The sequence below is a fragment of the Streptomyces sp. NPDC042201 genome, from assembly GCF_055582185.1.
The window spans coordinates 126,138-150,615 of the sequence record NZ_JBVJDS010000015.1; the positions used below are offsets into that span (position 1 = coordinate 126,138).

Consider the following 24,478-nt stretch of genomic DNA (forward strand, 5'->3'; position numbering starts at 1 on the left):
CCGGGATCAGGCCGTCTCGGCGACAAGGCGTTCGACGGCGGCCACGGCGTCCCCGATGGCGTCCGGGTTCTGGCCGCCGCCCTGGGCGACGTCCGGCTTGCCGCCCCCGCCGCCGCCGAGGGTCTTGGCGGCGGTACGGACCAGGTCACCGGCCTTGAGCCCGCGCTCACGGGCGGCCTCGTTGGTGGCGATGACCGTCAGCGGACGCCCGTTGGCCGTGGTGAACAGCGCGACGACGGCCGGGCGGCCGCCCTGGATGCGCCCGCGCACATCGAGGACCAGCTTGCGCAGATCGTCGGCCGAGGTGCCGTCCGGGACCTGTCCGGTGACCAGAGCGGTGCCGCGCACGTCCTTGGCGCTGTCGGCGAGACCGGCGGCGGCCGCAAGGACCTTCTCGGCGCGGAACTTCTCGATCTCCTTCTCGGCGTCCTTCAGCTTGGCGAGCATGCCGGAGATCTTCTCGGGCAGCTCCTCGGAGCGGCCCTTGACCAGCTCCTGGAGCTGGGCGACGACGGTGTGCTCCTTGGCGAGGAAGTTGTACGCGTCCACGCCGACCAGGGCCTCGATACGCCGCACGCCGGAGCCGATGGACGACTCGCCGAGCAGCTTCACCAGGCCCAGCTGGGCGGTGTTGCGGACATGCGTACCGCCGCACAGCTCCTTGGAGAAGTCGCCGATGGTGACGACGCGGACCCGCTCGCCGTACTTCTCGCCGAACTCGGCGATGGCGCCCTGCTTCTTGGCCTCGTCGATGCTCATGACCTCGGCCTGGACGTCCAGTTCACGGGTGAGCACTTCGTTGATCTTCTGCTCGACGTCGGTGAGGACCGTGCCGGGTACGGCGGCGGGCGAGCCGAAGTCGAAGCGGAAGCGCCCCGGCGAGTTCTCGGAACCGGCCTGGGCGGCCGTCGGGCCGAGGGCGTCGCGCAGCGCCTGGTGCGTGAGGTGCGTGGCGCTGTGGGCGCGGGCGATGGCGCGGCGGCGCGTGAGGTCGATGGCGGCGTAGGCGGAGGCGCCCACCGTCACCTCGCCGACCTGTACGGATCCCTTGTGCACGGAGACACCGGGGACCGGCTGCTGGACGTCGCGGACCTGGATGACGGCCCCGGAGTCGAGCTTGATCCGGCCCTGGTCGGCGAGCTGGCCGCCGCCCTCGGCGTAGAAGGGGGTGCGGTCGAGCACGACCTCGACCTCGTCGCCCTCGGTGGCGGCGGGCGACGGCACCCCGTCCACGAGCAGGCCGACGATGGTCGACTCGCCCTCGGTGGAGGTGTAGCCGGTGAACTCGGTGGAGCCGCTGTCGTCGGCGACGGCGCGGTAGGCGGAGAGGTCGGCGTGGCCGGACTTCTTGGCCTTGGCGTCGGCCTTGGCCCGCTCCCGCTGCTCCTTCATCAGACGGCGGAACCCGTCCTCGTCCACGGAGAGGCCCTGTTCCGCGGCCATCTCCAGGGTGAGGTCGATCGGGAAGCCCCAGGTGTCGTGGAGCAGGAACGCCTTGTCGCCGGAGAGGACCTGTCCGCCGGCGGCCTTGGTGTCGGTGACGGCGGTGTCGAGGATGTTCGTGCCGCCCTTGAGGGCCTTGAGGAAGGCGGCCTCCTCGGCGAGGGCCACGGTCTCGATGCGCTTGCGGTCGCTCTCCAGCTCCGGGTACTGCTCGCTCATGGTCGCGATGACCACGTCGACCAGGTCGGCGACGACCGGCCCGGTGGCGCCGAGCAGACGCATGTTGCGGATGGCGCGGCGCATGATGCGGCGCAGCACATAGCCACGGCCCTCGTTGCCGGGGCTGACCCCGTCGCCGATGAGCATCACGGACGTCCGCATATGGTCCGTGACGACACGCAGGGAGACGTCCGAGGTGTGATCGGCGCCGTAGCGCACGCCGGTCAGCTCGGTGGCCTTCTCGATGACGGCCATGGAGGTGTCGATCTCGTACATGTTCTGCACGTCCTGCAGAATCATGGCGAGGCGCTCCAGGCCGAGGCCCGTGTCGATGTTCTTCGACGGCAGGTCACCGAGGATCGGGAAGTCGTCCTTGCCCTCGCCGGCGCCGCGCTCGTACTGCATGAAGACCAGGTTCCAGATCTCCACATAGCGCTCGTCGTTGACGGCGGGGCCGCCCTCGACGCCGAACTCGGGGCCGCGGTCGTAGTTGATCTCGGAGCACGGTCCGCAGGGGCCTGGCACGCCCATGGACCAGAAGTTGTCCTTCTTGCCCAGCCGCTGGATGCGCTCGGCCGGTACGCCGACCTTCTCCCGCCAGATCTTCTCGGCCTCGTCGTCGTCGAGATAGACGGTGATCCACAGGCGCTCCGGGTCGAGCCCGTAGCCGCCGTCCGCCACGGAGCTGGTGAGCAGCTCCCAGGCGTACTGGATGGCGCCTTCCTTGAAGTAGTCGCCGAAGGAGAAGTTGCCGCACATCTGGAAGAAGGTGCCGTGCCGGGTGGTCTTGCCGACCTCTTCGATGTCCGGCGTACGGACGCACTTCTGCACGCTGGTGGCGCGCGGGGACGGCGGCTTGACCTCGCCGAGGAAGTACGGCTTGAAGGGCACCATGCCCGCCGGGACCAGCAGCAGAGTCGGGTCGTCCGCGATGAGCGACGCCGAAGGCACGACGGTGTGCCCGCGCTCCTCGAAGAAGCTCAGCCAGCGGCGGCGGATTTCAGCCGACTCCATCAGTGGTCCTCATTCCGGTTGTGCGGTTTGTAGGAGTGCGTGGTTCGGGGGTATTCGGTGTGCTCGATGGCGGCGATGCGCCGCGGCGCGGGAAGCGCGGGGTCGGCCGGTGCCTCCAGGCCCAGCGCCTCGCCCAGCTCGGCCTCGCGTCGCACCATGCCGGCCCTGACGTCAACGGCGAATTCCCTGAGCTTGTGCCCGGCGTCGATCGCCTTGTCCGCCGCCTGGGCGGCGAGGCTCTCCGGGGTCAGCTGCTTGAGCTTGCGAGTGACCTTGGTGGTGGCCCAGACGCCGGCGGCCGCGCCCGCGGTGAACCAGAACGTACGGCGGAACATCGCTGCGTCAGCCCTTCTTCTTCCTGCGCCGGGCGGTGGGCACCGTGCGGCCGACGACCGTGCGGCGGGAGGCCGGCTCGGTGGTCCCGCTCCCGGCGGCCGGCGCTCCCTTGCGCCCGATGGCCTGCCGTACGCCGTAGCCGAACGCCGCGACCTTGACCAGGGGCCCGCCGAAGGTCGAGGCGACCGTGGTGGAGAGCGCCGAGGCGTTGGAGGTGACTTCCTGGACGTCCGTGGCGATGGCGTCGACCCGGTCGAGCTGGGTCTGCGCGGAGCGGACGGTCGCGGAGGCGTCCGCGAGCAGGGGTACGGCCTGTTCGGTCACGTCCGCCACGAGTCTGGTGGTCGCCTTGAGTGTCTGGGCCAGCCTCACCAGCACCACGGCCAGGAACGAGACCAGAATCGCCCAGAACACGGCCACCAGGATCCCGGCAACCTCTCCACCGGTCACGCCGCACCGCTCCCTGATCGTTGACGGTCATCTGGAAAGCGACTGGAAAGTCGTCCTCCGACCTTATCGCGCCGACGGTCGCGCCCCGTACCGGATTAGTGGTGCGCGGAGCGGCAGTTGCCGGGGAGACGCGGAAGCCCGCCGGCCTCCCCGCCGGAAAGGGCGGGGAAGCGGCGGGCCGAAGCGCTGTGAGCTACGTCCGGGTCAGCGGGCGTAGTACTCGACGACCAGCTGCTCGTCGCAGATGACCGGGATCTCCTTGCGCTGCGGGTCACGGTCCAGGCGGAACGCCAGGGCCTTCAGGTTGACCTGCAGGTAGCGCGGGGTCTCGCCGTCGGTGTCGTAGCCACCCTCACGCGCGACCTGGAAGGGGACCTTCTCGCGGCTGCGCTCGCGGACCATCACGACATCGTCGGGACGGACGCGGAACGACGGCTTGTCGACCTTGCCACCGTTGACCTCGATGTGGCCGTGGACGACCATCTGACGGGCCTGGTAGATGGTGCGGGCGATGCCCGACCGCAGGACCAGCGCGTCGAGGCGGCGCTCGAGCTCGACGACCAGGGCCTCGCCCGTCTTGCCCTCGGCCTTGCGGGCGCGGTCGTAGGCGCGGGCCATCTGGCGCTCGCTGATGTCGTACTGGGCACGCAGGCGCTGCTTCTCCAGCAGACGGACCTTGTAGTCACTGTTCTGCTTGCGTCCACGACCGTGCTCACCCGGCGGGTAGGGACGGGCCTCGAAGTACTTGACAGCCTTCGGCGTCAGCGCGATACCGAGCGCACGCGACTTCTTGACCTTGGGACGCGACTGGTTAGGCACGTTCTCCAGACCTCCGTTGTAGGTTAGGTTAGGCTCACCTTACTCAAAGGAGATCGCATGTCTCGCCCTGGGAACACCACGCGCATCACAGACAGCCTCGACGCACAGGGCACCGAATCGACGGAGGTCCGATCAGCTCATGGTCAGCCGCGTCCCAGCGGGCTTGAAATCGATCGGATGCCGTCAGCAGCCGAACGCACACGAACTCTCGTACAGAGTACATGCTCGGCGGTGCTGCTCATCCCGGGTCTGGACGGGGCCAGGCCCTACCAGCTGATGCCGGATACGCGCGCCGTCGGGCCCGACGGCGAGGTGTTCCTGGTGTTCCCGGCCGACTCCCCCGCCGTACGCGCCGCGGCGCACGCGCAGGACGACGAGCTGACCGCGGTGCTCGAGGTCACGGACGTCGCACCTGTCTCCGTACCCCACCGGATCCGGGGCCGCGCCTGGCTCTCCGGCTGGCTCACCCGCGAACCCGACCTCACGGAACCCGGTCGCGTGATGCTGCGCCTGGAGGTCGGCGAAGCGTGCGTGGACGACCTCTGGGGCGCCGACTCGGTGGAGCCCGAGGACTTCGCCAGGGCCGCGCCGGACCCGCTGATGGAACACGAGGCGGAGCTGCTCCAGCATCTGCACTCCGCGCACAGCGCGGAGGTCCAGCGGCTGCGCGGGCTGCTCGGCGAGCGGACCGGTGGGACGCCGGGCGCCGGGACCGCGGCCGTGCCGGTCGCCCTCGACCGCTTCGGGCTGCGGGTGCGCTTCACCGGCGTCCAGTGCTTCGACGCCCGCTTCGACTTCCCGGAGCCGGTGCGGGACATGAACGATCTGCGCCGGGCCATGCACACGCTCTTCGACGCGACCGCGTCGTAACGGCTCAGGCGCCGTCCCCGCGCAGCCGCTCGCGCACCTTGTCGACGACGTCGGCGTAGCGCGCTTCCGCTCCGTACCGCGTGGGCTGGTAGTAGCGCTTGCCCCGCACCGCGTCGGGGGCGTACTGCTGGGCGGCGATCCCGCCCGGCACGTCGTGCGGATAGACATAGCCCTGGGCATGGCCCAGCTTGGCCGCGCCCTTGTAGTGCCCGTCGCGCAGATGGGCCGGCACCGATCCCGCCAGCCCCTTCTTCACGTCTTCCAGCGCGGCCGAGATCGCCGTCGTGGCCGCGTTGGACTTGGGGGCGAGCGCCAGCGCGATGGTGGCGTGGCTGAGGGTGAGCGCGGCCTCGGGGAAGCCGATCATGGCGACGGCCTGGGCGGCGGCGACCGCGATCGGCAGGGCCGTCGGATCGGCGAGACCGATGTCCTCGCTCGCGGAGATCATCAGCCGCCTGGCGATGAACCGGGGGTCCTCCCCCGCGTCGATCATCCGGGCCAGGTAGTGCAGCGCCGCGTCCACGTCGGACCCGCGGATCGACTTGATGAGCGCGCTCGCCACGTCATAGTGCTGGTCGCCGTCGCGGTCGTACATCACCGCCGCGCGGTCGACGGTCTCCTCCACGGTCTGGAGGGTGATCTCCTTCTCGCTCTTGGCGAGCGCGGCGCCGGCCGCCGCCTCCAGCGCGGTCAGCGCGCGCCGGGCGTCACCGCCCGCGATCCGCAGCAGATGCGCCTCGGCGTCCTCGGGGAGGGTGACCGCGCCGCCGAGGCCGCGCTCCTCGGTGAGCGCCCGTCGCAGCAGACTGCGCAGGTCCTCGTCGGTGAGCGGCTCCAGCGTGAGCAGCAGGGAGCGGGAGAGCAGCGGGGAGATCACCGAGAAGTACGGATTCTCGGTGGTGGCGGCGATGAGGGTGACCCAGCGGTTCTCCACCGCGGGCAGCAGGGAATCCTGCTGGGCCTTGCTGAAGCGGTGGATCTCGTCGAGGAAGAGGACGGTGTCCTTGCCGAAGCCGCCGGAGGCCCGGCGGGCTCCGTCGATGACGGCCCGCACCTCCTTGACGCCCGCGGTGATGGCGGACAGCTCCACGAAGCGCTTGTTGGTCGCCTTGGAAACGACATACGCGAGCGTCGTCTTGCCGGTGCCCGGCGGGCCCCAGAGGATCACGGACGAGGGCCCCGCGGGGCCGCCGCTGCCTTCGCCGACGAGCCGGCGCAACGGAGATCCCGGCTTCAGCAGATGCTGCTGGCCGACGACTTCGTCGAGGACGCGGGGGCGCATCCGGACGGCCAGGGGGCTGCTGGACGGGTCCTTCTCCTGGCGGTCTTCCGCCGCGGCGGTAAAGAGGTCGGGCTCCACGCGTGAAGCCTATGCCAGGCCACTGACAACACCGTCCGCGCGGACCCGGCCGCTCAGCTGGTCCAGAAGTCCCACCAGCGGGTCAGGATGAGCATGCCGATGACGCCGATGTGCAGCGCGGGAAGCACCCAGGTGAACTCGCTCAGGAAGCCGCGCAGCCAGCTGGGCGCGGGCAGCACTCCGGTGCGGATGTTGTGGGACGTCACGTACCAGAACATGATGATCGTGGCGGCCCAGGCCAGGGAGCACCACAGGCACAGCGAGTTGATGTTGTAGAGCGACTGGTACTGGAGCCAGGTGCAGAACCCGACGCCGAAGAGCGTGCCGGCGTTGAGCCCGAGCCAGAACCAGCGCCGGTAGCGCGCCCCGGCGAGCAGGGCCATCCCGACGCCGATCACCACGGCATAGGTGACGAGGCCGAGCATCGGGTTGGGGAACCCGAAGACCGAGGCCTGCTCGCTCTTCATGATGTTGCCGCAGGAGACCACCGGGTTCAGGCTGCAGCCGGGGGTGAAATTCGGGTCCTCCAGCAGCTTGAACTTGTCGATGGTGATGACCCAGGCGGCCAGCAGCCCGGCCGCGCCCGTGATCACCAGCAGCAGCGCGAGCGCCCGGCCGCCGCCGACCGTGCGCGCGGCGCGCCCCTCCTCCCGCTTGGAGGAGACGTCGTCCAGTGCCGCACTCGTCATATCGCCGTTCCATCACTCAGTGGCCTGTGGGGGCAGCCTCATTGTGCCGCACGCTCCCCGTGGCCCACCGTTCGCCGGAGATAAAGACGGAGGGGCCCGGACGGTGACCGTCCGGGCCCCGCACGCCGGGGAATGCTCAGCCGAGCCGCTGTGTGAGCTCCGACACGAGGGCGTCGAGCGCGACCGGGGTCTGCTCGCCGGTCTCCATGTCCTTGAGCTGCGCCAGACCCTCCGCGAGGTCCCGCTCGCCGGCGACGATCGTGTACCGCGCGCCGGACCTGTTGGCGTTCTTCATCGCGCCCTTGAGGCCCTTCCCGCCGTAGGAGAAGTCGGCGGCGACCCCGGCCCTGCGCAGTTCGGTGACGACACCGAACAGGACCCGCCGCGCCTCCTCGCCCAGCGGCACCGCGAAGACGCTGGTGGCGCCGGGAAGGTCGAGCGTGATGCCCTCGGCCTCCAGCGCCAGCACCGTACGGTCGACGCCGAGCGCCCAGCCGACCGACGGGAGCGCCGGGCCGCCGATCATCTCGGAGAGACCGTCGTAGCGGCCGCCGCCGCCCACCGCCGACTGCGAACCGAGACCGTCGTGGACGAACTCGAAGGTGGTGCGTGTGTAGTAGTCGAGGCCGCGTACGAGTTTCTCGTCGTCCTCGTACACCACCCCCGCCGCGGTCAGCAGCTCGCGGACCTCTTCGTGGTACGCCTTGCACGCGTCGCACAGATAGTCGCGCAGCATCGGTGCCCCGGCCAGCTGCCGCTGCACGTCCGCGCGCTTGTCGTCGAGGACCCGCAGCGGGTTGATCTCGATACGGCGGCGGGTCTCCTCGTCCAGGTCGAGACCGCGCAGAAAGCCCTGGAGCGCCTCGCGGTAGACGGGGCGGCACTCCTGGTCGCCCAGCGAGTTGAGCAGGATGCGGAAGTTCCGCAGGCCCAGCGAGCGGTACGCCTGGTCGGCCAGGATGATCAGCTCGGCGTCCAGCGCGGGGTCCTCCGCGCCGATCGCCTCGGCGCCGACCTGCGAGAAGTGCCGGTACCTGCCCTTCTGCGGGCGCTCGTAGCGGTAGTACGAGCCGGAGTACCAGAGCTTGACCGGCAGGTTGCCCGCCTTGTGCAGGTTGGCTTCCAGCGCGGCGCGCAGGACGGAGGCGGTGCCTTCGGGGCGCAGAGCGAGCTTGTCGCCGCCCTTGGTCTCGAAGGCGTACATCTCCTTGGAGACGATGTCGGTGGATTCGCCCACGCCGCGGGCGAACAGCTCGACGTTCTCGAAGCCGGGCGTCTCGACATAGCCGTAGCCGGAGTTCTTCAGCGGCGTGGAGATCGCCTCGCGCACCGCGAGAAAGACCGCGGAGTCGGGCGGAAGCAGGTCGTAGGTGCCTTTGGGGGCCTGGAAGGTGTTCATGGAGATCGGTGCGTCACATTCCTCGTCGCGGAGCGGCGCTCGGGCCGCTTCCGTAGCCGGCGGCCACATCCCTCAGATAGGGGTTGGTGGCGCGCTCCCGGCCGATGGTCGTCTGGGGGCCGTGGCCGGACAGCACCACGGTCGAGTCGTCGAGCGGCAGGCACACCCGGCCCAGCGACTCGATCATCTCGGCGTGGTCGCCGCCCGGCAGGTCGGTGCGTCCGACGGAGCCGGCGAACAGCAGATCGCCCGAGAAGAGGACCGGCGGGACATCCCCACCGCCGACCGCCTCGGGCATTCCGAAGGTCACCGACCCCTTGGTATGGCCGGGCGCGTGCGCGACGGTGAACTCCAGGCCCGCCAGTGTCAGCGCGGCGCCGTCGGTCAGCTCCTTGACGTCGTCGGGCTCCCCCACGGTCAGCTCGCCCATCAGCGGCATCCCGATCGAGCGGCCGAGGGCCTTCTCCGGGTCACTCATCATGTACCGGTCCGCGGGGTGGATCCACGCCGGTACGTCATGTGCTCCGCACACCGGGACGACCGAGGCGACATGGTCGATGTGGCCATGGGTGAGGATGACGGCGACGGGCTTGAGCCGATGCTTCCTGAGAGCGTCCTCGACTCCTCGCGTGGCCTGATGGCCCGGGTCGATGATCACGCACTCCTCGCCTGCGGCGGGGGCGACCAGGTAGCAGTTGGTCGCCCAGGCCCCGGCGGGGAACCCGGCAATGAGCACGATCGTCCTTATATGTCGTCCGTCGGGAGAATGCGGCAGATCAGAGCCTACCGGCGCTGCTCATTACACAGCGAACCCATATACCGTACGGGGCTAGGTCCTGTGCGGCGGATCTTCGCGGATCAGCCCGCGACGATCCGCCGGACAGGGCCTGGGTCCTGTCGGGCGGATCTTCGCGGGCTCACGAAGATCGACCGGACAGGACCTGGTCAGGCCGGACAGGATCACACGACAAGTCGAGGAGAAGACCCGGTGGTCAACAGCGATCAGCGTCGGCGCCAGCTCGCCCGGGAGAAGTTCGAGCGGCAGCAGCAGCGCCGGGCCACAGCCCGGCAGAAGGCGAAGCGCCGCAACGTCGTCATCGCCTCCGCGCTGGCCGTGGTGGTGGCCGCGGGCGCCGCGGCGTACGCCTCAGGAGGACTGACGGGCGGTGACAGCAAGAGCGACGCCGCCTCGCCCGAGGCGACCCCCTCGGCGTCGGCGTCGCCGTCGCCGACCGAGAGCAGCGCGCCCGAGCCGAAGATGACGGTCGACAAGACGGCGAAGTACACGATGGCGCTCTCGACGAGCCAGGGCGACATCTCCATCACGATGGACGCCAAGAAGACGCCGCACACCGTGAACTCCTTCAAGTCCCTTGCGGACAAGGGCTACTTCGACAAAACGAAGTGCCACCGGCTGACCACCGAGGGGATCTTCGTGCTGCAGTGCGGCGACCCCAAGGGGGACGGGACCGGCGGCCCCGGCTACACGATCCCGGACGAGAATCTGACCGCCCTCGGCAAGGCCGGCGCGGACGGCTCCGTCACGTACAAGGCCGGGACGGTGGCGATGGCGAATACCGGCCAGCCGCACACCGGGGGAAGCCAGTTCTTCCTCGTCTACAAGGACACCAAGCTCCCGCCCAGCTACACCCCCTTCGGGACGATGGACGCCGACGGTCTGAAGGCCGTGGACGCGGTGGCGAAGGCCGGGGTGGACGGCGGAGCGGGCGACGGTGCGCCCAAGAAGGCGGTCACCGTGAAGAAGGGGACGGTCGACAAGGCGTGACCCTCTGAATTCGGCCGTGCTGAGTGCGGACAGCCGGGCGGCCGGTCGCCTAGATTGGCGTTGTGCAGGGCGGGCGCAGCCCGTCCCAGGAAACTGTGGACGATGCCCGGGGGGTCACATCCCTCGCGGGCATCAGGTGGAGGAGGCGCTGTGAGCAGCGACCCGTGGGGCCGCGTCGATGAGACGGGCACCGTGTACGTGCGGACGGCCGAGGGCGAGCAGGTCGTCGGATCGTGGCAGGCAGGCTCTCCGGAGGAGGCTCTGGCCTATTTCGAGCGCAAGTACGAGGGCTTGGTCGTCGAGATCGGCCTCCTCGAACGGCGGGTGAAGACCACCGATCTGTCCTCGAAGGATGCGGCCACGGCCATCGAGCATCTTCGCGGTCAGGTCGACGAGCACCACGCCGTGGGTGATCTCGACGCGCTGCGCAAGCGGCTCGACGGGCTGGTCGCGACGGTCGACTCGCGCCGTGAGGAGCGCAAGGCGCAGCGGGCGAAGCAGACCGACGAGGCGCGCCACGCCAAGGAGGCGCTGGTCGTCGAGGCGGAGGAGCTGGCGCAGAGCGACCAGTGGCGGTCGGCCGGCGAGCGGCTGCGGGCGCTGGTGGACACCTGGAAGGGCCTGCCGAGGCTGGACCGGAAGTCCGACGACGAGCTGTGGCACCGCTTCTCGCACGCCCGCTCGGCGTTCTCCAAGCGCCGCAAGGCCCACTTCGCCGCGCTCGACGCGCAGCGCGAGGACGCCCGTAAGGCCAAGGAGAAGCTGGTCGCGGAGGCCGAGGCGCTCTCCGGCTCCACCGACTGGGGGACGACGGCCGCCCGCTACCGGGAGCTGATGACGGACTGGAAGGCGGCGGGCCGCGCGCAGCGCGAGGCCGAGGACGATCTGTGGAACCGCTTCCGCGGCGCCCAGGACGTCTTCTTCGCCGCGCGCGGTGAGGTCTTCGCCGAGCGTGACGCCGAACAGACCGAGAACCTGAAGCTCAAGGAAGAGCTGGCGGTCGAGGCCGAGCGGCTGGTGCCGGTGAGGGATCTCAAGGCGGCCAGGGCGGCGTTCCGGTCCCTCAACGAGCGCTGGGAGGCCGTCGGCCATGTGCCGCGCGACGCCAGGCCGAAGGTCGAGGGCCGGATGCAGGCGGTGGAGCGGGCTCTGCAGGAGTCCGAGGAGAACGAGTGGCGCCGTACGAACCCGGAGGCGCGGGCGCGTGCCGCGGGTCTGACGGGGCAGCTGCAGGCGGCCGTCGACAAGCTGCGCACGCAGATCGACGCGGCGCGTGCGAGCGGCAACAACGCCAGGGCGGACAAGCTCGCCAAGGAGCTGGAGGGCCGCCAGGCACTGCTCGACCAGGCGCTGAAGGGCCTCCAGGAGTTCGGCGGCTAGACCGCGGGCGGTATCGCGACGCGAAGGGGCTCCCCGTACCTGGTGTACGGGGAGCCCCTTCGCGTGTGCCGTGGTTCCGGCGTCGGTCCCGCTGTTCGGGCGTCGGTCCCGCTGTCCTACGGCCTGCGGGCCGAGGTGACTCGGTAGACGTCGTAGACGCCCTCCACGCCGCGTACCGCCTTCAGTACGTGCCCGAGGTGCTTCGGGTCGCCCATCTCGAAGGTGAAGCGCGAGGTGGCCACCCGGTCGCGGGAGGTCTGGACGGCCGCGGACAGGATGTTCACATGCTGGTCGGACAGCACGCGGGTGACGTCCGACAGCAGCCGGGACCGGTCCAGCGCCTCGACCTGGATGGCGACCAGGAAGACCGAGGACTGGGTCGGTGCCCACTCGACTTCGAGGATCCGTTCGGGCTGTTGTGACAGCGAGTCCACATTGACGCAGTCGGCGCGGTGCACCGAGACGCCGCTGCCCCGGGTGACGAAGCCGATGATCGGGTCGCCCGGGACCGGCGTACAGCAGCGGGCGAGCTTCACCCAGACGTCCTCGACGCCCTTGACCACCACGCCGGGGTCGGCGCTGGAGCGGCGCTTGTTGCGGCCGTGCGAGGGCGGGGCGCTCTCGGCGATGTCCTCGTTGGCGGCGTCCTCGCCGCCGAGGGCCTGCACGAGCTTCTGTACGACGCCCTGCGCGGCCACATGGCCCTCGCCGATCGCCGCGTACAGCGACGAGATGTCGGGGTAGCGCATCTCGTGCGCCAGCGTGACCAGCGAGTCTCCGGTGAGGATGCGCTGGATCGGCAGGTTCTGCTTGCGCATGGCCCGCGCGATGGCGTCCTTGCCCTGTTCGATGGCCTCGTCGCGGCGCTCCTTGGAGAACCACGCGCGGATCTTGTTCCTGGCCCGCGGCGACTTGACGAACCCCAGCCAGTCCCGCGAGGGACCTGCCCCGGTCGCCTTGGAGGTGAAGACCTCCACGAGGTCGCCGTTGTCGAGCGTCGATTCGAGCGGTACGAGCCGTCCGTTGACCCGCGCCCCTATGGTGCGGTGGCCGACCTCGGTGTGGACGGCGTACGCGAAGTCGACGGGGGTGGCCCCGGCCGGCAGCGCTATGACATCGCCCTTGGGTGTGAAGACGAAGACCTCGTTGCGGGACAGGTCGAAGCGGAGCGACTCCAGGAATTCGCTGGGGTCCTCGGTCTCCTTCTGCCAGTCCAGCAGCTGGCGCAGCCACGCCATGTCATTGACGGTGTCCTGGCCGGCGCCCTTGCCCACGTTCTTCGGCACGTCGGTACGCACCTTGGAGGCGCCCGCCACGGCCTCCTGCTTGTACTTCCAGTGCGCGGCGATGCCGTACTCGGCGCGGCGGTGCATGTCGAACGTACGGATCTGCAGCTCGACGGGCTTGCCGTTGGGCCCGATGACCGTCGTGTGCAGCGACTGGTACATGTTGAACTTGGGCATCGCGATGTAGTCCTTGAACCGTCCGGGGACCGGATTCCACCGGGCGTGGACGGTGCCGAGCGCCGCGTAACAGTCACGGACGGTGTCGACGAGGACACGGATGCCCACCAGGTCGTAGATCTCCGCGAAGTCACGGCCGCGGACGATCATCTTCTGGTAGACGCTGTAGTAGTGCTTCGGCCGGCCGGTGACGGTGGCCTTGATCCGGGCTGCGCGCAGATCCGACTGGACCTCGTCGGTCACTATGGCCAGATATTCGTCGCGCTTGGGCGCCCGCTCCGCGACGAGACGGACGATCTCGTCGTACATCTTCGGGTAGAGGATCGCGAAGGCGAGGTCCTCCAGCTCCCACTTGATGGTGTTCATGCCCAGCCGGTGGGCCAGAGGCGCGTAGATCTCCAGCGTCTCGCGGGCCTTCTTCTCCTGCTTCTCCCGCTTGAGATAGCGCATGGTGCGCATGTTGTGGAGCCGGTCGGCGAGCTTGATGACCAGGACGCGCGGGTCCTTGGCCATGGCGACGACCATTTTGCGTACGGTCTCGGCCTGCGCGGCCTCGCCGAACTTGACCTTGTCCAGCTTGGTGACGCCGTCGACGAGCAGCGCGACCTGGTCGCCGAAGTCGCGGCGCAGGGTGTCCAGGCCGTATTCGGTGTCCTCGACGGTGTCGTGCAGCAGGCCCGCCATCAGGGTGGCCGGGTCCATACCCAGCTCGGCGAGGATCGTGGTCACCGCGAGGGGGTGGGTGATGTACGGATCGCCGCTCTTGCGCTTCTGGCCACGGTGCCAGCGTTCGGCGACCTGGTAGGCGCTCTCGATCTGGCGGAGCGTCGAGCTCTCGATCTTCGGGTCGTTGCCGCGCACGGTCCGCAGCAGCGGCTCCAGGACCGGGTTGTACGGCGAGGAGCGCTGCACACCGAGCCGGGCGAGACGGGCCCGCACCCGGTTGGAGGAGCCGCCGGAACGGGACGGGGTGGCGGGTCCGGGCTTGGGTGCGGTGACCGGGGTCGGGGGGCGCTCGGACGCGGGCTTCGCCGGGGGCTGTGCGGCGGGGGTCTGCGCGGGCCGTGCGTCAGAGGTCTCCGCTGGCGTCCGCGCAGACTTCTCCGCGGCCGCGACCGCGGCCTTGTCCTGCGGTGTGGCCGGCGCCGCCGCGGCCTGGTCGGCGTGGTGATCGGGCGTTGCGGCGGCCAGTGGCTGGACCTCTTCTGGCAAGGGCGCTCCTCGTGCGGATCCAGGTCCCCCGGTCAGGCCCGGAGGTTCCATGGTATCGACCCCGGGCGTCCCTCTCGCCCCGGGACCGTGGGCACCGCACAACGCGGGACGGGCACCCGGTTGTTCCCGGGTGCCCGTCCGCGCGTATCGAAAGGCCGCTCAGAGCGTGATCAGGGCCTCCAGCGGGGCCCCGCGCAGCGCGGGTTCCAGCCGGGCCCGGCCGCCCAGGAAGCCGAGCTCCATCAGGACCGCGACGCCCACGACCTCGGCTCCGGCCCGCCGGACGAGCTCCAGCGACGCCTCGGCCGTACCGCCGGTGGCGAGGACATCGTCGATGACGATGACGCGGTCGCCCTGGTCCAGGTCCTCGGCGTGGACCTCGATCTCGGCGGAGCCGTACTCCAGCTCGTACGCCTGCGACAGAGTCGCGCCGGGCAGCTTGCCCGCCTTGCGTACGGGGATGAAGCCGAGCCCCGCCCTGATCGCCACGGGGGCGGCCAGGATGAAGCCCCGTGCCTCCAGGCCGACAACCTTCGTCGCGCCGAGCCGGGTACTGACCTCGGCGAGCGCGTCGGTCAGCGCCGTGAAGGCCTTCGGGTCCGCGAGCAGCGGAGTGATGTCCTTGAAGACCACACCGGGCTCGGGATGGTCGGCGACATCACGGATGCGGCTGAGCAGCAGCTCGCGGGTGCTGGCGTCCGTCATCGGCGCCTGCCCGACGGGCGGCCGCGGCCACCGCGGCCACGCGGGCCGGCGACAGCGGCGGCGGGCGCCGCGTCACCGACGAGCCCGTCCTCCGGGCCGTCCTCGAAGTCGGCATCGCTGTCGGTGTCGCTGTCGGTGTCGAAGTCGGCCGCTTCACCCTTGGCGGCAGCGGCGGCCCGCTTGGCGAGTACCCGCTTCTTCAGCGCCTTGATCCGCGGGTCGCGTTCCTTGAGGTCGGCGACGAGCGGGGTGGCGATGAAGATCGAGGAGTACGCGCCGGCGGCGAGGCCGACGAAGAGCGAGAGCGAGATGTCGTTCAGCATGCCGGCGCCGAGGAAACCGCCGCCGATGAAGAGCAGACCGGCGACCGGCAGCAGCGCGACCACGGTGGTGTTGATGGAGCGCACCAAGGTCCCGTTGATGGAGCGGTTGGCGATCTCGCTGTAGGTCCAGCGGGTCTGTTTCGTGATGCCCGCCGACCCCTCCTTGAGACTGTCGAAGACGACGACGGTGTCGTAGAGGGAGTAACCGAGGATGGTGAGCAGACCGATCACCGTGCCCGGGGTGACCTCGAAGCCGACGAGTGCGTACACACCGACAGTGATCGTGAGGTCATGGATCAGGGCGATCAGCGCCGCGACCGCCATACGCCATTCGAAGGCGATGGCGAGATAGATCACCACCAGGATCATGAAGATCGCGAGACCGGTCCAGGCCTTGTTGGCGATCGTCTCGCCCCAGCTCGGCCCGACCAGGTCAGCGTTGATCTTCTCCTCGTCGACCTTGAGGTCCTGGGCGAGCTCGGTCTTCACGAGGCCGGCCTGCTTGGTGCCCAGTTCGGTGACCTGGATCCGCAGCCCTCCGTTGCCGAGCTTCTGGACGATCGCGTCGTGTCCCGACGCCTCCTCGGCGGCCGTCCTGGCCTGGGTCACGGAGACGCTCGTGCTCGGGGTGGTGAAGACCGCACCGCCCTTGAACTCGATGCCCATGTTGAGGCCGCGCACCGCCAGGCCGACGATGGCCGTGATGGTGATCAGGATCGAGATCGCGTACCAGAACTTGCGCTTCCCGACGAAGTCGTAACCGACTTCGCCGCGGTAGAGCCGGGCGCCGAGTGCGCCGAGTCGCGACATCTCACGCCTCCTTCGGGTCGGTGGGGGCACTGACACGGCGGGTGCGGCGCAGCGGCGGCTTGGCGCCGAGCCGCTTCGGGTCCAGTCCGGACCAGGGGTGACCGCTGGAGAAGAACTTCTTGCGGGCCAGCATCGTCATCACCGGCTTGGTGAAGAAGAACACCACGACCACATCGAGGAGCGTGGTGAGGCCGAGGGTGAAGGCGAAGCCCTGGACCTTGCCGACCGTGACGACGAAGAGCACCGCGGCGGCGAGGAACGACACGAAGTCGGAGACCAGGATCGTGCGCCGGGCGCGCGGCCAGGCCCGCTCGACGGCCGGGCGGAGCGTACGGCCCTCGCGGATCTCGTCCCGGATTCGTTCGAAGTAGACGATGAACGAGTCCGCGGTGATACCGATGGCGACGATCGCGCCACAGACCGCGGGCAGGTTCAGCGCGAAGCCGATACCGGGGCCGAGCAGGGACATGATCGTGTACGTCATGACCGCCGAGGCGCCGAGGCTGAGGATCGCGATCAGCGAGAGGCCGCGGTAGTACGACACCAGGTAGATGATCACCAGGGCGAGGCCGATCGCGCCGGCGATCAGGCCCGCGTCGAGCTGCTCACCGCCGAGCGCGGCGGTGACCGTGGTGACGCTCTGCTCCTCGAAGCTGAGGGGCAGCGCACCGTAGGACAGGATGTTGGCCAGGTCCTGGGCCGACTGCTGGGTGAAGCTGCCGGAGATCTCGGCGCTGCCGCCGAGGGTCTGGCTCACCGAGGGCGCCGAGACGACATTGCCGTCGAGCACGATCGCGAACTGGTTCATCGGTGCCTGCTGCTGCGACAGCTTGCCGGTGATGGACTGGAACTTCTTCGTGCCACCGCCGGTGAAGTCCATCGTGACGATCCACATGCCGCGCTGCGGGTCGAGAACGCCCTTGGCCTCGTCGACGTCCGTGCCCTGCAGCTCGGAGGGGCCGAGGACGTACTTCTCCCACTGGCCGCCGGAGTTCTTGCCGCAGGCCACGATCGTGTCCTTGGGCGTCGAGTCCTGGTTGACCGTGGTGCGCTGGCCCTGCTTCGTGCAGTCCAGATCGGTGAACTTCTTCTCCAGGGCGGCGGCGGCCGGGTCGCTGGAGGGGGTGCCCGAGGGCTTGGGGCTCGGCGAAGTGCTGGGCTTGTCCGAACCGGAGGCGCTGGGAGTGGGTGTCGCGTCCTTCTTCAGAGCGTCCGTGACGGCCCGGCCCTGGGTGGTCGCGCTCGCGGAGGGCGTCGTCGACGCGGCCGGCTTGTCGGCCGTGTCCGGCGAGGCGCTCGACGAGGGACTGGGAGAGCCGCTCGGGGAACCACTCGGGGGAGGCGGGGCGGTCGGGCCGCCTGCCGCGACCGTCAGCACCGGCCGGAAGTACAGCTGCGCGGTCGTACCGACCTGGTCGCGCGCCTGCTTCTCGTTGGTGCCCCGGGGGATGTTGACGATGATGTTCTCGGCGCCCTGGGTCTGAACCTCGGCCTCCGAGACACCAAGACCGTTGACACGGCGGTCGATGATGCTGACCGCGGTGTCCATGTTGGTCTTGTTGATCGCGTTCGGCTTGCCCGGCGTGTTCTTCGCCTGGAGCGTGATGCTCGTGCCGCCCGCCAGGTCGATCCCCAGACGTGGCGTGACATGACCGGACCAGAACATCCCGCCGGTGAGGGCGACCATGGCAATCAGGAACAGTGCCAGGGTGCGCCCCGGCCTGCCTGGGGACCCCGCTTGCCTTCGGCCCTTATTAGGTGCTGCCACCTTCTCGTTTCTCCCTGTCCAACCGCCCCACGCCGGGTGTGCGCCGGAGCGGCCACGAAGTGTTGTGGGGACCTGCCCCCGCAGAAATCAGCACCGGCCGTAGCCGCGGAGGGCCGCTGGGCGGCCCTCCGTCACGGTCGTGACTACTTCGCGCCGGCCTCGCCGTCAGCCTTGCCGTCCTTGGGCTCGGCCTCCTCGGCCTCGGGCTTCTTGCCCAGGTCGATCTTGGCCGTGTCCGGGGTGTCGTCGGTCTCGGTCAGTGAGGAAGCGTCGTCCGGCACGACCGCGTCGTCGGTCTTGAAGGCGTCGTCGTCGCCGTGCACGATCCGGTTGTACTCGTCGTCGTCCAGCACCGCGCCGATCGCGTTCTTGGCGTAGACGGCGTGGATACCGGGAGCGACCTCCAGGAGGACCATGTCGTCGTGCACCTCCTTGACGGTGGCGTACATGCCGCCGATCGTCCGGACGCCGGTGCCCGGCTGCATGTCGTTGCGCATCTGCGCAGCCGCCTGCTGCTTCTTCTTGGCGGACCGGGTCATCAGGAACATGGCCCCGATGAGCACGATGAAGGGGAGGAGGGTGACGAGACTCACGGGAGGGAACTTCCTTCACACGACCGCGCTGTCGAGCGGCCTGATATACGGGGGTGGGCATGCCGACCTGGAAGGGCGGCATCGGCGGAGTCTAAGCGAGTCCGCATCGTTGGAACAACGCCCAGCATCGCACCGGGGTTCCTGAGTGCACCCGTGTCCTTGCCGTCACGTCCCGAACAGGCCCTGTTGTCCGCTTGTGCCGGGGCCCTGCTGCGGGGGGACGAGTCCGAGGTGTGCCCAGGCCGCAGGGGTGGCGACCCGGCCGCGCGGCGTGCGGGCGAGCAGTCCCTCCCGTACGAGGAAGGGCTCCGCGACCTCCTCGACCGTCTCACGCTCCTCCCCCACGGCCACCGCCAGGGTCGACAGGCCCACGGGCCCGCCGCCGAAGAGCTTGAGCAGCGCCCGGAGCACGGCCCGGTCGAGCCGGTCGAGGCCGCGGGCGTCAACCTCGTACACCCCGAGGGCCACCTCGGCCACCGCACGGGTGATGTGTCCGTCCGCCTTGACCTGGGCGTAGTCGCGTACGCGCCGCAGCAGGCGGTTGGCGATCCGGGGCGTGCCACGGGAGCGGCCGGCGATCTCGGCGGCGCCTTCGGCGTCGATCTCCAGATCGAGGAGCTGGGCGGAGCGGTGGATCACGCGCTCCAGCTCGGCGCTCTCGTAGAACTCCATATGGCCGGTGAACCCGAAGCGGTCGCGCAGCGGGGGCGGCAGCAGTCCGGCCCGGGTGGTGGCCCCCACCAGCGTGAACGGCGGCAGCTCCAGCGGGATGGCGGTGGCGCCGGGGCCCTTGCCGACGATCACGTCGACCCGGAAGTCCTCCATCGCCATGTACAGCATCTCCTCGGCGGGCCGGGACATCCGGTGGATCTCGTCGAGGAAGAGGACCTCCCCCTCCTGGAGGGAGGAGAGGATCGCGGCGAGATCGCCCGCGTGCTGGATCGCGGGGCCCGAGGTGATGCGGATCGGGGCGTTCATCTCGGCCGCGATGATCATGGAGAGGGTGGTCTTGCCGAGCCCGGGCGCCCCGGAGAGCAGCACATGGTCGGCGGTGGCGCCGCGCGCCAGGGCCGCCTTGAGCACCAGGTCCAGCTGTTCACGGACGCGCTCCTGCCCCACGAACTCGTCCAGCGACTTGGGCCGCAGGGCCGCCTCGACGGCCTGGTCCTCGCCGTCCGCGGACGCGCCGACGAGCCGCTCGGCCGTGTCGGCCGCCGCCTCGGTCTCGCTGGTGGTGTCGTCCCAGTTCACTCTGTCTCACCTCGGGGAGTCGGCGCGTCCCAGGACGGCCCCATGAAGTACGGCACGGATGCCGGCCGGTGTCGGCTCAACGCGTTCTGTTCAGGCTCTGCAGCGCCGCGCGCAGCAGCCGCGGCACGGGGGGCTGGTCCCCCGCGGCCACCGCGGCCTCGGCCTGGGGTGTGACCAGGGCGACCGCGTCGTCCGCCTCGCGGGTGGCGTAGCCGAGGCCGATCAGGGCGGCGTGCAGCTGATCGCTCCAGGAGGCGGCGACCGCGGCGCCGATGCCCGGCCGGCCGACGGCCGCGCCGACCGGCTCGCCGAGCCGGTCCTTCAGCTCCAGCAGCAGCTTCTGGGCGCCCTTCTTGCCGATACCGGGGACAGCCGTCAGGGCCTTCTCGTCCCCGGTGGCGACGGCGATACGCAGGGTGTCCGGGGCGTGCACGGCGAGCATCGCCTGAGCCAGCCGGGGCCCGACCCCGCTGGCGGTCTGCAACAGCTCGAACACCTGGCGTTCGTCGTCGTCCGCGAAGCCGTACAGGGTGAGCGAGTCCTCCCGTACGACGAGGGAGGTGGCGAGCTTGGCCTGCTGGCCGATCCGCAGCGCGGCGAGTGTGCCCGGGCTGCACTGGACGGCCATGCCGATGCCACCGACCTCGATCACGGCGGTGGTCGGGGCGAGGGCGGCGACCGGGCCGCTGACGAAGGCGATCATCGCGTGACCTTCCGGACGGGTGCGGTGGTGGGGATACGGGAGGGGCGGGCCGCCGCGTGCGCCTGCTGCAGGCGGTTCATGGCGGGGGCACGCCAGATGTGGCAGATGGCGAGCGCGAGGGCGTCCGCGGCGTCGGCCGGCTTGGGCGGGGCGGCCAGCCGCAGCAGCCGGGTCACCATCGCGCCGACCTGCGCCTTGTCCGCCCGGCCGCTGCCGGTGACGGCGGCCTTCACCTCGCTGGGGGTGTGCAGGGCGACGGGGATCCCGCGGCGCGAGGCGCAGAGCATGGCGACCGCGCTCGCCTGGGCGGTGCCCATCACCGTACGGACATTGTGCTGGGCGAACACCCGCTCCACCGCGACGAGTTCGGGCCGGTGCTCGTCGAGCCAGGTCTCTATGCCCTGCTCGATGGCGACCAGACGCATGCCGATCTCCGCGTCCGGGGACGTGCGGACCACGCCGACGCCGAGCATCGTCAACGGACGTCCCGCGACGCCCTCGACGACGCCCACACCGCACCGGGTCAGTCCGGGGTCAACACCCAGAACCCGCATCTCGCCACTCCCCCACTCCTCGGCCCAGTCTTTCGGCCACGCGTTCTACTTATGCGGCAGAACCCCTGATCAGCAACGTCCGGTCAGCACAGTATCGGGCACCACTGACAACGCGACGGGCCGACGGAGGTGTGTCCCCGTCGGCCCGTCAGGTGAAGCCATGTCAGACGCGGCTCAGGCGTCGACCTTCTCCATCACTTCGTCCGAGACGTCGAAGTTGGCGAAGACGTTCTGCACGTCGTCGCTGTCCTCGAGCGCGTCGATCAGCTTGAAGATCCTGCGAGCGCCTTCCTCGTCCAGTTCGACCTGCATGGTCGGGACGAAGTTGGCGTCGGCGGAGTCGTAGTCGATGCCGGCCTCCTGGAGCGCGCTGCGCACCGCGACCAGGTCGGTGGCCTCGCTGAGCACCTCGAAGGACTCACCGAGGTCGTTGACCTCCTCGGCGCCCGCGTCCAGGACGGCGCCCAGGACATCGTCCTCGCCCAGCTCACCCTTGGGGACGATCACGACGCCCTTGCGGTTGAAGAGGTACGAGACGGAGCCCGGGTCGGCCATCGAACCGCCGTTGCGGGTCATCGCGACGCGCACGTCCGAGGCCGCGCGGTTGCGGTTGTCGGTGAGGCACTCGATGAGCACCGCGACGCCGTTCGGACCGTAACCCTCGTACATGATCGTCTCGTAGTCGGCGCCACCGGCCTCCAGGCCGGCGCCACGCTTGACGGCCGAGTCGATGTTCTTGTTCGGCACCGAGCTCTTCTTCGCCTTCTGGATGGCGTCGAAGAGGGTCGGGTTGCCTTCGACGTCGGCGCCGCCGGTACGGGCTGCGACCTCGACGTTCTTGATCAGCTTCGCGAAGAGCTTGCCGCGCTTGGCATCGATCACGGCCTTCTTGTGCTTCGTCGTAGCCCATTTAGAGTGGCCGGACATCTGCCTGTCTCCTTCGCGTAACCGGTTCTGCTCCGTTCGGCAGAGATCCTACCGGGACGGGGTCACCCCGCGGTGCGCACCATGTCGGTGAAGAACCGGTGCAGACGGTGGTCGCCGGTGAGCTCCGGGTGGAACGACGTCGCGAGGGCGTTGCCCTGGCGTACGGCGACGACATGGCCCCCGTACTCGGCGAGGACCCGCACTTCGGCGCCCACGGACTCGACCCAGGGGGCACGGATGAAGACGCCCTCGACGGGGCCGCCCTCGATGCCCGCGACCTCCACGGCCGCCTCGAAGGACTCGTTCTGGCGGCCGAAGGCGTTCCGGCGGACGATCATGTCGATGCCGCCGATGGTCTCCTGGCCGGAACGGGGATCGAGGATCTTCTCCGCCAGCATGATCAGCCCGGCGCAGGTGCCGTACACCGGCATCCCGGCCCGTACGCGCGTACGCAGCGGCTCCAGCATCCCGAAGAGCGCGGCCAGCTTGGACATGGTGGTGGACTCGCCGCCCGGGATCACCAGCCCGTCGACCTCGGCGAGCTCCTCGGGGCGCCTGACGGTCCTGGCCACGGCGTCCGCCGCGGCCAGGGCGGCCAGATGCTCCCGGACGTCGCCCTGGAGGGCCAGGACTCCGATCACAGGGGTGCTCATGAGTCGTTACCAGCCACGGTTCGCGTAGCGCTCGGTCTCGGGGAGGGTGTCGCAGTTGATGCCGACCATCGCCTCGCCCAGGTTGCGGGACGCCTCCGCGATGATCTTCGGGTCGTCGTAGAAGGTGGTCGCCTTCACGATGGCGGCGGCGCGCTTGGCCGGGTCGCCCGACTTGAAGATGCCGGAGCCGACGAAGACGCCCTCGGCGCCGAGCTGGCGCATCAGCGCGGCGTCGGCCGGGGTGGCGACACCGCCGGCGGAGAACAGCACCACCGGCAGCTTGCCGAGCGCGGCGACCTCCTTGACGATCTCGTACGGGGCGCGCAGCTCCTTGGCCGCGGCGTACAGCTCGTTGTTGTCGAAGCCGCGGAGCTTGGCGATCTCGTTCTTGATCTGGCGCAGATGCCGGACCGCCTCGACGACGTTGCCGGTGCCGGCCTCGCCCTTGGATCGGATCATGGCCGCGCCCTCGGCGATCCGGCGCAGGGCCTCGCCCAGGTTGGTGGCGCCACAGACGAAGGGCGTGGTGAAGGCCCACTTGTCGGCGTGGTTGACCTCGTCGGCCGGGGTCAGCACCTCGGACTCGTCGATGTAGTCGACGCCGAGGGACTGGAGGACCTGGGCCTCGACGAAGTGGCCGATCCTGGACTTGGCCATGACCGGGATCGAGACGGCGTCGATGATGCCCTCGATCATGTCCGGGTCGGACATCCGGGCGACGCCGCCGTCCTTGCGGATGTCGGCGGGAACCCGCTCCAGGGCCATCACGGCGACCGCGCCGGCGTCCTCGGCGATCTTCGCCTGCTCCGGCGTGACGACGTCCATGATCACGCCGCCCTTGAGCTGCTCGGCCATGCCGCGCTTGACGCGCGCCGTTCCGGTCGCGGAGTTCTCGGCGGACTGGGGGGTGGTGGGGAGCGTGGTGGACACGGATCGACCTCACTGGCTGAAAGCGATGGAGTACGGCACCGCAAGAGAACGCCTCGGGAGCGGTCCACAGCAAGGGCCAATGGCAGGCCGGTGGATCGTTCTCTACGAACCGGGGCGGTCGGCCAGCGCCATGGGCGGCTCGTCGTCCATCTCGAAGGCGAGCGGAAACGGCGCGTGCCCGGCGAGCCGGAACCAGCGGACCTTGCGGTGCCGGCGCAGGGCGCGGGCCGCGCGTACGGCGTCGTTGTGGAACCGCCGGGCCATCGGTACGCGCCGTACGGAAGCGGCGAGTTCACCCGCGGCGTCCTCGCCCCCGGGAGCGGCCTGTACGGCCTCGACCTGCGCGGTCTCGCCGAACACGGCCCGCAGTGACTGGCTCAGCTCGCTCTCGGCGACCTCCCGCTGCTCCTCCTCGGCCTGCCGGGCGGCGTGCGCGGCCTGGTACAGCACGAGGGACGCGGCCGGATCGAGCACACCGGAGGTGGCCAGCTCCTGCGTGACCGAGGCGCGTCGCAGCAGCTGCGCGTCGAGAGCGGCGCGGGCGGCGTCGATGCGGGTGTGCAGCCGGTCGAGCCGTCCGGCGGTCCAGCTGAGGTAGAGCCCGATCGCGAAGACGCCGACGACGATCCAGATAAGGGTTTCGGTCACGGACGGCAAGGCTACCGGGGCCGCCCACGAGATGCCCCCGCCACCGGCGCGCGCGGCCAGTGCCGCTCCCGGACAGGGCCTAGTAGGGCTTTGTTAGGTGGTGTCGTAGGTCTGCCATGGGGTGGGTTGTCGGCAGGTGGGGCAGGTGCCGGTCCAGGTGGTTAACAGGTGTT

At 70.0% G+C, this 24,478-nt stretch carries 23 protein-coding genes; 3 read left to right on the top strand and 20 right to left on the bottom strand.

The window, feature by feature from the left end:
- Positions 1-6 precede the first annotated feature (6 nt).
- The 4 genes from alaS to rpsD all read right to left on the bottom strand — a co-directional run bounded on the left by alaS (position 7) and on the right by rpsD (position 4,281).
- Positions 7-2,676: an alanine--tRNA ligase gene (gene alaS, locus ACZ6MZ_RS30120; RefSeq protein ID WP_469355515.1), complete on the bottom strand. Its 2,670-nt coding sequence runs from the start codon at positions 2,674-2,676 to the stop codon at positions 7-9.
- A complete protein-coding gene (locus ACZ6MZ_RS30125; RefSeq protein ID WP_384190012.1) occupies positions 2,676-3,011 on the bottom strand; it encodes a DUF6167 family protein in 336 nt (111 codons plus the stop codon). The genes alaS and ACZ6MZ_RS30125 overlap by 1 nt, the downstream gene beginning before the upstream one ends.
- A gap of 7 nt (positions 3,012-3,018) precedes the next feature.
- Entirely contained in the window at positions 3,019-3,462 is a 444-nt protein-coding gene (locus ACZ6MZ_RS30130) for a DUF948 domain-containing protein (protein ID WP_384190015.1), read from the bottom strand.
- Positions 3,463-3,666: 204 nt separating this feature from the next.
- Positions 3,667-4,281 carry a 30S ribosomal protein S4 gene (rpsD, locus tag ACZ6MZ_RS30135; RefSeq protein WP_030355486.1) on the bottom strand — a complete coding sequence of 205 codons (615 nt, stop codon included), beginning with the start codon at positions 4,279-4,281 and terminating at the stop codon, positions 3,667-3,669.
- Positions 4,282-4,458: 177 nt separating this feature from the next.
- Here rpsD and ACZ6MZ_RS30140 point away from each other — a divergent pair, with 177 nt between their 5' ends.
- Positions 4,459-5,151 (top strand): DUF2470 domain-containing protein, encoded by a 693-nt coding sequence (locus ACZ6MZ_RS30140; protein ID WP_469355518.1) that lies wholly within the window; start codon positions 4,459-4,461, stop codon positions 5,149-5,151.
- Between the two features lie 4 nt (positions 5,152-5,155).
- Here the strand turns inward: ACZ6MZ_RS30140 and ACZ6MZ_RS30145 are convergent, their stop codons facing one another.
- The 4 genes from ACZ6MZ_RS30145 to ACZ6MZ_RS30160 all read right to left on the bottom strand — a co-directional run bounded on the left by ACZ6MZ_RS30145 (position 5,156) and on the right by ACZ6MZ_RS30160 (position 9,335).
- Positions 5,156-6,511, bottom strand: a complete 1,356-nt coding sequence (locus tag ACZ6MZ_RS30145; RefSeq protein WP_384190021.1) for a replication-associated recombination protein A — start codon at positions 6,509-6,511, stop codon at positions 5,156-5,158.
- 53 nt (positions 6,512-6,564) lie between these two features.
- Entirely contained in the window at positions 6,565-7,200 is a 636-nt protein-coding gene (locus tag ACZ6MZ_RS30150) for a vitamin K epoxide reductase family protein (protein WP_384190023.1), read from the bottom strand.
- Between the two features lie 136 nt (positions 7,201-7,336).
- Positions 7,337-8,599 (bottom strand): histidine--tRNA ligase, encoded by a 1,263-nt coding sequence (hisS, locus tag ACZ6MZ_RS30155; protein ID WP_469355521.1) that lies wholly within the window; start codon positions 8,597-8,599, stop codon positions 7,337-7,339.
- A 13-nt stretch (positions 8,600-8,612) separates the two neighbouring features.
- Positions 8,613-9,335 carry an MBL fold metallo-hydrolase gene (locus ACZ6MZ_RS30160; protein ID WP_384190029.1) on the bottom strand — a complete coding sequence of 241 codons (723 nt, stop codon included), beginning with the start codon at positions 9,333-9,335 and terminating at the stop codon, positions 8,613-8,615.
- A gap of 252 nt (positions 9,336-9,587) precedes the next feature.
- On the opposite strand from ACZ6MZ_RS30160, the gene ACZ6MZ_RS30165 reads away from it, so the two are divergent.
- Together ACZ6MZ_RS30165 and ACZ6MZ_RS30170 are read left to right on the top strand one after the other, a co-directional pair.
- Entirely contained in the window at positions 9,588-10,385 is a 798-nt protein-coding gene (locus ACZ6MZ_RS30165; RefSeq protein WP_389787341.1) for a peptidylprolyl isomerase, read from the top strand.
- A gap of 150 nt (positions 10,386-10,535) precedes the next feature.
- Positions 10,536-11,765 carry a DUF349 domain-containing protein gene (locus ACZ6MZ_RS30170; protein ID WP_384190035.1) on the top strand — a complete coding sequence of 410 codons (1,230 nt, stop codon included), beginning with the start codon at positions 10,536-10,538 and terminating at the stop codon, positions 11,763-11,765.
- A 116-nt stretch (positions 11,766-11,881) separates the two neighbouring features.
- Here the strand turns inward: ACZ6MZ_RS30170 and ACZ6MZ_RS30175 are convergent, their stop codons facing one another.
- The 12 genes from ACZ6MZ_RS30175 to ACZ6MZ_RS30230 form a co-directional block, all read right to left on the bottom strand.
- Positions 11,882-14,440, bottom strand: a complete 2,559-nt coding sequence (locus ACZ6MZ_RS30175) for a RelA/SpoT family protein (protein ID WP_469355524.1) — start codon at positions 14,438-14,440, stop codon at positions 11,882-11,884.
- 159 nt (positions 14,441-14,599) lie between these two features.
- Positions 14,600-15,145, bottom strand: a complete 546-nt coding sequence (locus ACZ6MZ_RS30180) for an adenine phosphoribosyltransferase (protein ID WP_389787337.1) — start codon at positions 15,143-15,145, stop codon at positions 14,600-14,602.
- Positions 15,142-16,278, bottom strand: a complete 1,137-nt coding sequence (gene secF, locus ACZ6MZ_RS30185) for a protein translocase subunit SecF (protein WP_389787336.1) — start codon at positions 16,276-16,278, stop codon at positions 15,142-15,144. The genes ACZ6MZ_RS30180 and secF overlap by 4 nt, the downstream gene beginning before the upstream one ends.
- A gap of 1 nt (position 16,279) precedes the next feature.
- Positions 16,280-18,046: a protein translocase subunit SecD gene (secD, locus tag ACZ6MZ_RS30190; protein WP_389787335.1), complete on the bottom strand. Its 1,767-nt coding sequence runs from the start codon at positions 18,044-18,046 to the stop codon at positions 16,280-16,282.
- 143 nt (positions 18,047-18,189) lie between these two features.
- Positions 18,190-18,639 carry a preprotein translocase subunit YajC gene (gene yajC / locus ACZ6MZ_RS30195; RefSeq protein ID WP_384190049.1) on the bottom strand — a complete coding sequence of 150 codons (450 nt, stop codon included), beginning with the start codon at positions 18,637-18,639 and terminating at the stop codon, positions 18,190-18,192.
- A gap of 165 nt (positions 18,640-18,804) precedes the next feature.
- Complete coding sequence (ruvB, locus tag ACZ6MZ_RS30200) at positions 18,805-19,890, bottom strand: Holliday junction branch migration DNA helicase RuvB (RefSeq protein WP_469355526.1); 1,086 nt, start codon at positions 19,888-19,890, stop codon at positions 18,805-18,807.
- Between the two features lie 76 nt (positions 19,891-19,966).
- Positions 19,967-20,593, bottom strand: a complete 627-nt coding sequence (gene ruvA / locus ACZ6MZ_RS30205) for a Holliday junction branch migration protein RuvA (RefSeq protein ID WP_469355528.1) — start codon at positions 20,591-20,593, stop codon at positions 19,967-19,969.
- Positions 20,590-21,147, bottom strand: coding sequence for a crossover junction endodeoxyribonuclease RuvC (ruvC, locus tag ACZ6MZ_RS30210; protein ID WP_384330179.1), 558 nt, complete (start codon positions 21,145-21,147; stop codon positions 20,590-20,592). Before ruvC ends, ruvA begins: the two co-directional genes overlap by 4 nt.
- A 174-nt stretch (positions 21,148-21,321) precedes the next feature.
- Positions 21,322-22,074, bottom strand: a complete 753-nt coding sequence (locus ACZ6MZ_RS30215; protein WP_384190061.1) for a YebC/PmpR family DNA-binding transcriptional regulator — start codon at positions 22,072-22,074, stop codon at positions 21,322-21,324.
- A gap of 62 nt (positions 22,075-22,136) precedes the next feature.
- Positions 22,137-22,727, bottom strand: a complete 591-nt coding sequence (gene pdxT / locus ACZ6MZ_RS30220; RefSeq protein WP_384190063.1) for a pyridoxal 5'-phosphate synthase glutaminase subunit PdxT — start codon at positions 22,725-22,727, stop codon at positions 22,137-22,139.
- Positions 22,728-22,733: 6 nt separating this feature from the next.
- Positions 22,734-23,657, bottom strand: coding sequence for a pyridoxal 5'-phosphate synthase lyase subunit PdxS (pdxS, locus tag ACZ6MZ_RS30225; protein ID WP_469355531.1), 924 nt, complete (start codon positions 23,655-23,657; stop codon positions 22,734-22,736).
- 102 nt (positions 23,658-23,759) lie between these two features.
- A complete protein-coding gene (locus tag ACZ6MZ_RS30230) occupies positions 23,760-24,305 on the bottom strand; it encodes a LemA family protein (protein WP_469355533.1) in 546 nt (181 codons plus the stop codon).
- Positions 24,306-24,478: the final 173 nt, after the last annotated feature.

Bases quoted from the DNA above. Each gene is read 5' to 3' on its own strand.
- alaS (WP_469355515.1), bottom strand. From the start codon at position 2,676: ATGGAGTCGGCTGAAATCCGCCGCCGCTGGCTGAGCTTCTTCGAGGAG.
- ACZ6MZ_RS30125 (WP_384190012.1), bottom strand. From the start codon at position 3,011: ATGTTCCGCCGTACGTTCTGGTTCACCGCGGGCGCGGCCGCCGGCGTC.
- ACZ6MZ_RS30140 (WP_469355518.1), top strand. From the start codon at position 4,459: ATGCCGTCAGCAGCCGAACGCACACGAACTCTCGTACAGAGTACATGC.
- ACZ6MZ_RS30150 (WP_384190023.1), bottom strand. From the start codon at position 7,200: ATGACGAGTGCGGCACTGGACGACGTCTCCTCCAAGCGGGAGGAGGGG.
- hisS (WP_469355521.1), bottom strand. From the start codon at position 8,599: ATGAACACCTTCCAGGCCCCCAAAGGCACCTACGACCTGCTTCCGCCC.
- ACZ6MZ_RS30180 (WP_389787337.1), bottom strand. From the start codon at position 15,145: ATGACGGACGCCAGCACCCGCGAGCTGCTGCTCAGCCGCATCCGTGAT.
- secF (WP_389787336.1), bottom strand. From the start codon at position 16,278: ATGTCGCGACTCGGCGCACTCGGCGCCCGGCTCTACCGCGGCGAAGTC.
- ruvA (WP_469355528.1), bottom strand. From the start codon at position 20,593: ATGATCGCCTTCGTCAGCGGCCCGGTCGCCGCCCTCGCCCCGACCACC.
- ruvC (WP_384330179.1), bottom strand. From the start codon at position 21,147: ATGCGGGTTCTGGGTGTTGACCCCGGACTGACCCGGTGCGGTGTGGGC.
- ACZ6MZ_RS30215 (WP_384190061.1), bottom strand. From the start codon at position 22,074: ATGTCCGGCCACTCTAAATGGGCTACGACGAAGCACAAGAAGGCCGTG.
- pdxT (WP_384190063.1), bottom strand. From the start codon at position 22,727: ATGAGCACCCCTGTGATCGGAGTCCTGGCCCTCCAGGGCGACGTCCGG.